This window comes from Paenalicyclobacillus macrosporangiidus, assembly GCF_900116805.1.
Taxonomy (GTDB): domain Bacteria; phylum Bacillota; class Bacilli; order Alicyclobacillales; family Alicyclobacillaceae; genus Alicyclobacillus_H; species Alicyclobacillus_H macrosporangiidus.
Genome location: NZ_FPBV01000045.1, coordinates 1 through 9386, shown reverse-complemented (window position 1 = coordinate 9386; position 9386 = coordinate 1). Strand labels below are relative to the sequence as shown.

The window sequence follows — 9386 nt, the reverse complement described above, 5'->3', positions numbered from 1 at the left end:
CAAGTGGGAGATTGGGTGCGGGTGCGGACGGCGAAGAAAAAGCGTCCGGCGGACGACGATATGGATCGCACGGTGCAGGAGGGCGAGATCGTGTTTATCTGCCGTCGGTTTGCTGTGGTCCAGTTACCCCGTTACAAAGAGACGTTCTGGCTGGATGAACTTATGCCCGTCACGGTGGTGGATGATGAGGAAGCGGTGGAGCGCGAACAGCAGCGGCGGGTGCTGGAGTGGCTGCACGCGTGATGGTGCTGTGGGACGATTACGCCCACAATCCCCCCCAGATTCACACCGACCGGTTACGGGATGTGGGCGCTTACGTCCCACAAAGGAATGGTGAGACAAAGTGCTGCGAATGCACGTGTATTTCCGCGACTCGAAAGTGATTGATTTCGTTCGGCGATTGCCTGCCCGACAACGGTCGAGGACCCTGGAGGAGATGCTGCTGCGGGTCCTTGAACAAAGCCAGGAGGACGGGGATTTTGCAAAGCGGGTGGCGGAGCAAGTGGGCCGGTGGCTGATGGAGCATGGGTTGGTGGTCACCGGCGGCGTGCAAGCGGCTGAACAGAAAGAAGGGCAGGAAAGACAGGATGAACGTGAGGTGCCCCGCAACCCTGTGACGTCTTTCCTGCAGAGGTGGGATGACGATTGATTCTGCAATGGCGTAACAGTGACTTTGCACCGGAGCAGCAATTGCTCGGGGTGGTATTCGACGCAGGAGTGATTCTTCGGGACGACCTGTTGTTCCTCTTGGGTTGGAGTGTCCACAAGCTGAAGCGAAACCTGCGGCGGCTGCGGACCAAACAAGCCGAACCCCTGATACGCGGCGTGAAAAGCAGCGACAATCACCACATGTATCTGCTGACTGAGACCGGGATTCGTTACGTCCATCAGATGCTCGGGATCGAGGGCAAGGCCGTTACGATGGAAGCACAGATGAATCATGCCCTGGGGTTGAACGCGATTCTCATGCGGTATGTGCGGGCGCACGGATTTGACGGGGTGCGCTGGTTCAACACCCGGGAGGCGGCGGATGAACTGTGGTTTTTGAGGAAGCTGGCAACAGGGCAGGTTGACACGGATTTACGGGCAACAGCCATCCGGCCAGACGCCATCTTGCGGACACCAAACGGGTTTTGGTGGGTGGAGTATGACAACGCCACCGAGAACTCGCGCCAGATATGGCGGAAGTTCCAGATGTACGTAACCAATCTCGCACCGCTGGACGATTCATTCCGGCGCGTCGTGTGGGTTACCAAGTCTGAACACAGGCGAGCGTTCCTGGAGACGATTTGGCGGCGGGTGGACCATGCCGACGTCCGTATGTCGTTTTACGTGCAGACCGAGGAAGTGTTCTGACATGCGCTGTACCACCATCTCAACTCTCCTCCCCACCTTGGGTTACACCCCGCTCTGAACCTGCCTCTTATGGGCTTGGGAGTGCCTGAATTTACATGGGTTTTGGCAAGTGAATTGGTTCCGCTAAAGACCAGGTGCGCCGTTAAGGTCTTGCCATGCACCCCTCCACTGGATGAAGGGAGGGATTGTTTGTTTTGGAGCACCTCTGGTCCTATTCCGCTGCTTGGTTGACTGTTGGTTTCCTTGGGCTGTGTGCGATCACGGATGTCCTCTACCGCCGGGTGAGTGAGACAGCGATTTTTTGTTTTGCCCTGGCGGTGATGTTTGCCCACTTCTCTTGGGTGGCGGTGGCATCCGGACTGCTCTGCGCGGTCCTGTGGTGGGTGTCGGATCGTCGTAACGCCGCCCTGGGCGACATTGAGATGGCTGCACTTACGGGGCTTGGCCTTGGACCGTTCAGCCTCATTGCGATTGCGATTTCATGCGCGTTGGCTCTGTTGACAAGGCCATGGTGGCCGCGGCTGTCGAGCAGACTGACTCCGCCGGAAGAGAGGTATTTGGCACCGAGTGGTATGTACTTGGCGGTTGGAGCGTTGGTGACAGTCCTGATGGCTCGTTGGTTTGTTGCGGGACTACAGGAGTACACGTCGTATGTGGTCATGCAAGTTGCGCAGTGATTCAGGGAGGTGAATGCGAATGTTCGAGGTTTTATGGGGACGTCTGCGCTGGCGGCGCGCTGGCGGAGAAGGCATGGTGCCGCGACTCGTCTGGACATTGGCGGCTATCGGGTTTACTGGCGCCGCCGTGACAGGCATGTGGGTGGCCTACGCCAATGGCGGGCACAAGCAGGCGGTGGCCGCCGACAACATGGCTCGGCATTTGTGGGGTCAAACCACGCCAAGGTACGTCGTGACCGTACAAAACGGCAATGGCACGATATCCGCGGCGCCGCCGATGACGGTTACGCTGACGGCAAGCCCGGCGAGTCCTTTCGTGGGACAGAGCGTTATGCTGACGGCTACAACGAATGAGGATGTGGACGGGTACGCTCTGGACATCCTTGATCAGACCACGGGCCAGTGGGTCGGAACGCCTGCCACCAGCGGGACGACGGATACCGCGACGGTTTCCTTGAACTCGCCCGGTTCGCACACCTATGTGGCCTATGTCGGTGATCCGGACAGCACGAATGCTCCGGTGGCACAGTCCGCGCCGCTGACGGTGACATGGCGTATTAAGCCGGTCGTGAGCCTGGACTCCGTATCTACGGTGGTGACGGGGCGGCAAATCACGATTTCGGGTACGGTGACCTACAACGGTCAGCCGGTGCCGAATGAGACCGTTGCGCTGTCGGTGAGCCAAGGCACGCTGAGCGCGCGGACGGTGACGACGGATTCTCAAGGTAGGTTCTCGGTGACCTACACCGCGCCTTCGTCGCCCGGTACGGTGACGATCGAGGCCACGGTGCAAAGCGACGGGCTGAGCGACAGCAAGAGCTTCTCGGTGGTGTCGCCAAGCATTCAGTCTGTATCGTTTGACACCGGCACGTGGCCGCCCACGGTGACGATCACTGGTATAGGATTCGGAAACCAACCGAATACATCGCCGAACGCGTTGACAGTGAATGATATGACCACAGGATGGGAAGCTGGGCATATCACCGATACGGTACATGATGCGGTACAGCCCAAAATTGTATCGTGGTCTGACAACAAAGTCGTATTTACGTTCAATTCCGCTTATGGAAGCGGTGACATACTCAACTACGGCGACGGTGAGGGAAGCTGGGTATTCCGACCGGGAGATTCGCTTGTCTTGTCCATTACTCCGGTCAATGGGTCTGCTTTGACTGCGAATGCAACATATCCATCGAATGCCCAGATGCCATCCGTTTCGTTGAACTCGCTGTCACCGATGTCTGTCGGTCAGTCTGAGACGGTCTCCGGTACGGTCACGTTCAAGGGTTCGCCTCTTGCAAACGTGGCGGTGGAACTGAAGGCTACGGCCGGTTCGTTCCAAGGCGGCAACGGAGGTACGAGAACCAGTTGGGGTACGTACATGGTATGGACGGACTCGCAAGGCCGGTTCTCCGCTGCCTACACGGCGCCGCAAAGCCCTGGGAACGTGACAATCACGGCATCGAGTGTCGGCGTGTCACGGAGCGGAACGATCAGCGTGACAGATATTACAGTTCAGCTTTCAGGCCAGGTGACAAGCAGCTACGGAAACCAGTTTTCGTGGACTGTGAGCACAAACACGCCAGTGGACCGTCTGGGTTACTATGTGACGCTGCTGGATCAGACGACGGGCCAGGTTGTGGGCACGATGCGGCAAGGAACGTCGCAGACGTTTTACACGACCATCACAGACGGGAAGTCCCACACGTATGTGGCGAACCTGTATGACGCACAGGGTCACTTGTTGAAATCAAGCCAGACGTTGACAGCGTATCCGGGACACTCCGAGGCGACAGGTAGTTACTGGGTGCCCGGTTCCTGCTCGACCACGCAGCAGTGCACCACGACACGTTACCTAGATTGTTCTATGTATTGCCATTGGGTGCCAGTAACAACCTGCACGCCTGTCACCACCTGTACACCAGGACACTGGGAGACGAGTTACACGTATGTGCCACCGTATGTCTCCTGAAGCATTTGGATTCGGGCCATCCCATGGCGGGGTGGCCTTTGATGTTGTCATTCGATCCTCGTCTGGATGGAGATTGAGGATGGAGGGATAGCGATGAAGCTGAAGTCGAAGTGGCAAAAAGTATTGCTGGGTGCCAGCTCACTGGTGTTGGCAGCGGGAGCGGGATACGCAGGAGGAACGGCTGCCGTTTGGCACAGGACAGGGCAGGCGCTAGCGAGCGTAAACGCCACCGTCACTCCCACAAACGGGATCGGCACCGGAACGACGCCGGTGACGACCGGCTTGCCCGGGCTGACGGTGGCCGACGCCAAGTGGGTGGACGGGATTCTCAAAACACCTGTGCATGACGCGTCGGGGCATGTCGTTCGGGTGTCAGCGGATCGGCCCGTTCTTGTGGTCGCGTACTGGTGCCCGTATTGCCACAAAGCCTTGCAACTGCTGGATCAAAATCACCTGCTAGACAAGGTGCAGATTCTGGCGGTGTTTTTCAACAGCGGTGAAGGGGACCAAAAGCCGGTCGAGGTCACGTCCATTGAACAAGCCAAAGCGCTCATGGCCAAAGCGTTCAAGGACGCCGGGCTTCCTGAATCGAAGGCTGCAGACGTGCTATACGGGCTGCCTAGCGATGGAATGGACAACCAGATTCAAGCCGTCCCCGACCTGTTGGTGCAAAAACAGGGTAAGTGGTATGTGCTGAAGGGGTTTGTCCCGGATGTACACACGTGGCAACAAGCGCTCAGCTGAGCCATTTAGCACATGGCCGCATCCGGGCGGCTTTTGTTTTGTACCGTTTTGCCATACACGCCGCTATAGGGTGAAGACAATTTGATTTCGTGAAGGAGTGGTCTTTCATGACAAAGACGGAACTGATTGAGGAGCTGGCCGTTCGGGCGGACCTGCCCAAGGCTAAGGTGGAGCGTCTGATCAACACACTCTGCGACGTCGTGGGAGAGCGGCTGCAGGCTGGGGAGAAGGTGATGCTGCCGCCCCTGGGCCGGTTCGTCCACGTGCACCGCGCGGCGCGCAAGGCCAGGAACCCACTGACCGGCGAGAAGGTGGATGTGCCGGAGCGCGCGGCGGTGCGGTTCCAGGCGTCGGCAACTCTGAAGCGGAGGCTGAACTGACGTGCGGGTGTGCCTGGCGTTGGGTGATCCGACAACGGAGGCGTGGCTGCGAGACACCTTGTCCTCACTGGTGGAATGGACGGATTTGCAGTACGCCGACGTCGCACTGGTGTCTCGCCTAGCTGACGCGAAGGCAGCAGTAGAGTCAGGGGTTCCGGTCCGGTTCGTGGCCGGAACCCTGGACGCGAAGGGCCGAGACATTGTGGCAAAGGCAAGGGAACTCGGCGTCCGGGATGTGCTTGCGTGGCCAGAGGGAGACGGGGCCACAGCGGCCCACGTGTTCGCGTTTCTCGCAGAGGCGTTGCCGGGGGTGCCGCGGGTGCAGATCCCGCGCGCCCCTTATCGTGTCAAGGTCATCTCAACCCGCCAATCCGGCGGGACGTTTTTTGCCTGGAATTTGTGGCATGTGCTGCGCGAGCAAGGGATCGACGCAAAGCTCATCAGTGTGTCGAGCGCGAGTCCCTTGGCGTCCTGGCTTGCACCGCCTTACCGGGACATCGTGTTCGGGGCTGTGCAGGCGGATGGGGGCGATATGTGGGTGCTAGATGCCAGCGACACCACGGTGCCGGTCGAAGCGGACACGGTGATCGCTGTCCGGGACTGCGATCCGGCAAAGGCCTTCTCTGCGCCACCGGGGCCAGATGCGTGGATGGTCGTTAACCGGGTGCCAGCGGGAGTTTCGCTGCCGGAAGGCTCAGCGCACCTGGTGATCGAGGATCTGGGCTCGACGGCGTACGAGGCCATGACCACCGGGACACCGGTTGTGGTGCGGTATCCGGCATTTGCGGAGGCGATGTTGGGGTTGTGGCGAGCGATTGAAAAAGGAGATCAAGGATTCCGGGCTGTGGTGTTGGCTCCAGACATGGAAACGGCTGCCCCAATGGAGGATGCAATAGCGCGGGGCCCTGGCGTCGGCGAGTCTTCGGACGGATTTGTCTTCGACGACGAGGCCACCGGCGACAACGAGGACGGAGGATTCGTTCTCGACGACTGACGCGATGGGGAGGTGATACGCGGTGTTTGCACTGGTCTGCAAGGACGGCGCAGACGAGGTGCAGGCCCAGTGCGCCGGGGTGTTCGACGTGCGCGTGGTTACGGCCATGAGTGAACTCAAACGGCTTGCGGCGCAAGGGGACTTGGAAGGCGTATTTGTCGACGCCAGACTGGGTGTTACGTCCGCGGTACAGCAGCGGCTTGCGGGGACGGCGGTGTACGAGTACACCCCGCCGTTTCGGATCGCGGACGCGATGCGATGGCATGAACAGACTCGACGGGCGGCGCCGAAGACCGAGGCGCCGCAATCCGTTTCTCCGCCTGTTTCTCCGGTGCCGGAGCCGCCGCCGAAACAGGAAGAGGCCGCCGTTCGGTCTGCCGCGCCAGCGCCTTTGGCCTTGCGTCGTACGGTTTCCGCTCCGGTGCGTCGCCGCACGGTGCCGGTCATCCTGCTTGACAGCCCGAAAGGCGGCGCCGGCCGCTCGACGCTCGGTGCGCACATGGCGTACTACGGGGCACTACGTGGCAAGCGGGTGGCGGTGATCGACCTGGATACCAACGGGGACATCGCCCAGAAGTTCGGATTTGCCGACGCACCGGATGTGCGCGGCTGGCGTGGTCAGAGCGTGGAGGAGGCGGTGCGCGACGGAGTGTGTCTGGTTCACGAATCCGGCCTGCATCTGTTTCCGTCAGCACAGAGCCCGGAAGTGGTGCTCCAGGACCCGGAGGACGCGGTGTATCTGCTCCAGCTTTGCCTGGAGGAGATGGATGCGGTGCTGCTGGACATGCCGCAGGGATGGACGCCGGTGCACCAGGCTGTGCTGCCGTACACGACGCAGGTGCTGTTTGTCGTCGTGCCAGCGGTGGACCAGCTCGCCCGGATTCAGGAGCACGCGGACAAGCTGGTGTTCGCGGGACTGTCCAAGGCGGATGTGTCGCCGATCCTCAACAAGAGCAAGAAGGCACGGTCAGACGAACGGGCGCTGGAGCAGTACCTGCTGCCGTTCTCCGTACGGGCCGTGGTCCCGTTCGACCCGACCATCGACAAGCGCGGCGGGATAAACGGCAAGCGGATCGTTCGGGCCATGAAGCCATTCTGGGACGAGGCGTTTGGGTTTGTGGCACCGCGGAAGCGGCGGCGGTTCCGGCTGTTTGGACGGTGAAGCGGTTGCCATGCACGGTGAGATGTGTTGGAGGGGGATGCGGATGATTCTCGGTGTGGACCTGGGTTACGGATGGGTAAAGGCTACAGACGGGGAGCGACAGGTTCGGTTCCCGGCACTGGTTGGGGAAGCGCACGAGCTGGTGATGCCGGAGATGTTCGGTTCCCGCGCCTTGGAGTACGACGTGACGATTGAAACAGATTCCGGATCGCGGCGGGTGTTCATCGGTGAATTGGCCCGGCGGGAGAGCCGGGACGCAGCTTTGAACCTGGCCACGCGAAAGTACGAGGACGCGGACACACAGGCGCTGTGGTTGACGACGCTGGCGCTTTTGGCCAAGGACGGCGAGCCGCTGGACGTGGTGACGGGGTTGCCGCTGGCGCACTACGAGACGCAGCGGCGTGCGTTGCGGCAACGTCTGGAGGAGACCACCGGGCGGGTGACAGTGCAGGGGCGAACGGTGGACGTCCAGGTGCGAAGCGTGCGGGTGATCCCGCAGGCGATGGGCGCGATGATCGCGAGCCTCCTCGATCCGGTTACCCTGGAGCTTCGCAATCCTGCCTGGACGGAGCATGGCGGGTACCTGCTGTTGGTGGACGTCGGGACGCGGACAACGGGGTTCGTCACTTTTGAGACACAGCCCGAACTGGCGCTGGTCAACCGCCTGTCGGACTCGGTGGACGTGGGGGTGCATGACCTGCACGTGGCACTGGCCGGGGTGTTCCGGCAACGCACAGGAGAGACACCGCCCTTGTCTGATCGAATCTACGACGAACTTCTTGCCCGAGGTGAGGTGGCGTATGGCGGGAATGCCGTCTCCGTGGAACCGGAGCGCACACGGCACATGGAACGCCTCGGCGGTTTCATCGTCCGGCGGATCGTCGAGCGCATGGGAGCGGAGGCGGTGCGGCGAGTGCAGACCGTGTTTGTTGCGGGAGGCGGGTATGCGATTGCACTCCCGGCGCTGCAAAACGCGTTCCCGCGCGTGTACGTTGTGCCCAATCCCCAGATGGCCAACGCGCAAGGGTACTGGATCTACGGCGTCACACGGTCGGGGAGGGGATGAGCGTGGCGCTTCGGCAACAGGTGATCGTCCGCCTCTCGGACGAGACAGTGTTTGGGCATGAACTTTTGCTTGCTCATCCCCGTGAGACGTTGGGGCTGCTGGCAGACGCGGGACTGTTGACGGGCCTTGACCGGTACATCCTCGACGTGGCGGCGCAGCGGGCGAAAAACAGTGATGAACTGGTATTCGTGAACGTCACGTCGGAGTTGTTGACCGAGCGAAGGCTGCCGTTTCCGCCCGACGAGGATTTGACGGGACTGGTCCTGGAAATCACGGAACGAAGCCGCCTCGACGCCGAGGCGGTCGTTTTGTATCTGGCCCCGTTCCGGGAGCGGGGCCTGAAGGTGGCTTTGGACGACTTCGGCGACGGGTTCAACGGGATCTCCCGCTGGAGTGTGCTTAGGCCGGACTTCGTGAAGGTGCGTCTGACGGAAGGAGTGGAGGTGTTCTTGCCTATGCTGGTGCAGGTTGCGGCGGAATCAGGAGCCCAGTTGGTGGTTGAGCGGGTAGAAACACCCGAACAACATGCTTGGCTGCAGAAACTGGGCGTTGGGTACGGGCAGGGCTTCTACTATGGACGCCCTACCCCGATTGAGGGGGGCGCGGCATGAGAAAAGTCGGCTTTGCGGGTTTCGGCAAGAGCTTTCTGGCGTGGAACATGGCCGGGACGGTAGAAGACAGCGTTATATACGCCGATCACCGCGCGCCGTACCGGGTGTGGAACCGGACCGTGCAGGTGTGCGAACGGTGGGGGGATGTTGAAACGGCCAAACCGGTGCTGGTGTGCCTGGACCATGAGGAGTCGGAGGTGGCGCCGGACATCGTGGTGTACGGGGTGGTGCCGGATCCAGTTCGCATCGAGACGGCGCTTCGCGCACAGAGGCAAAGTACAAAGCCTGTGGTGCCGGTGCTCATTGGCTACGAGGAGACGGGCGTGCCTTGGCCGTTTCCGCCCGAGTTCCGCCCTGCAATCACCGTACCGTGGGACATGCGCCAGGCAACGTCGCCGCTTGTCGGTGCGCCGTTGACCCTGCG

Annotated in this window: 12 protein-coding genes; all 12 read left to right on the top strand. The window is 61.0% G+C overall.

Going from position 1 to position 9386, the window contains the following annotated elements; genetic code table 11:
* Positions 1-243, top strand: a 243-nt coding sequence (locus BM357_RS18015; protein ID WP_217647718.1) for a hypothetical protein, incomplete at its 5' end; no start/stop codon positions are given.
* Positions 244-436: 193 nt separating this feature from the next.
* Positions 437-649, top strand: a complete 213-nt coding sequence (locus tag BM357_RS18010) for a hypothetical protein (protein ID WP_074956708.1) — start codon at positions 437-439, stop codon at positions 647-649.
* Positions 646-1356 (top strand): replication-relaxation family protein, encoded by a 711-nt coding sequence (locus BM357_RS18005; protein WP_074956706.1) that lies wholly within the window; start codon positions 646-648, stop codon positions 1354-1356. The genes BM357_RS18010 and BM357_RS18005 overlap by 4 nt, the downstream gene beginning before the upstream one ends.
* Before the next feature lie 185 nt (positions 1357-1541).
* A complete protein-coding gene (locus BM357_RS18000) occupies positions 1542-2033 on the top strand; it encodes a hypothetical protein (RefSeq protein WP_074956704.1) in 492 nt (163 codons plus the stop codon).
* A 19-nt stretch (positions 2034-2052) separates the two neighbouring features.
* The gene (locus BM357_RS17995) at positions 2053-4005 is read left to right on the top strand and encodes an Ig-like domain-containing protein (protein ID WP_074956702.1); all 1953 of its coding nucleotides are present in this window, start codon (positions 2053-2055) and stop codon (positions 4003-4005) included.
* 93 nt (positions 4006-4098) lie between these two features.
* On the top strand, positions 4099-4749 hold the full coding sequence (locus BM357_RS17990; RefSeq protein WP_074956701.1) for a thioredoxin domain-containing protein: 651 nt from the start codon (positions 4099-4101) through the stop codon (positions 4747-4749).
* Between the two features lie 107 nt (positions 4750-4856).
* On the top strand, positions 4857-5129 hold the full coding sequence (locus BM357_RS17985; RefSeq protein WP_074956700.1) for an HU family DNA-binding protein: 273 nt from the start codon (positions 4857-4859) through the stop codon (positions 5127-5129).
* Between the two features lies 1 nt (position 5130).
* Entirely contained in the window at positions 5131-6123 is a 993-nt protein-coding gene (locus tag BM357_RS17980) for a hypothetical protein (protein WP_074956699.1), read from the top strand.
* A gap of 22 nt (positions 6124-6145) precedes the next feature.
* A complete protein-coding gene (locus BM357_RS17975; protein ID WP_074956697.1) occupies positions 6146-7285 on the top strand; it encodes a CpaE/TadZ family protein in 1140 nt (379 codons plus the stop codon).
* Positions 7286-7328: 43 nt separating this feature from the next.
* Positions 7329-8351: a ParM/StbA family protein gene (locus BM357_RS17970; protein WP_074956695.1), complete on the top strand. Its 1023-nt coding sequence runs from the start codon at positions 7329-7331 to the stop codon at positions 8349-8351.
* A 2-nt stretch (positions 8352-8353) separates the two neighbouring features.
* Positions 8354-8962, top strand: coding sequence for an EAL domain-containing protein (locus BM357_RS17965; protein WP_074956693.1), 609 nt, complete (start codon positions 8354-8356; stop codon positions 8960-8962).
* On the top strand, positions 8959-9386 hold a 428-nt coding region (locus BM357_RS17960), incomplete at its 3' end, for a hypothetical protein (protein WP_074956691.1). The genes BM357_RS17965 and BM357_RS17960, both read left to right, overlap by 4 nt.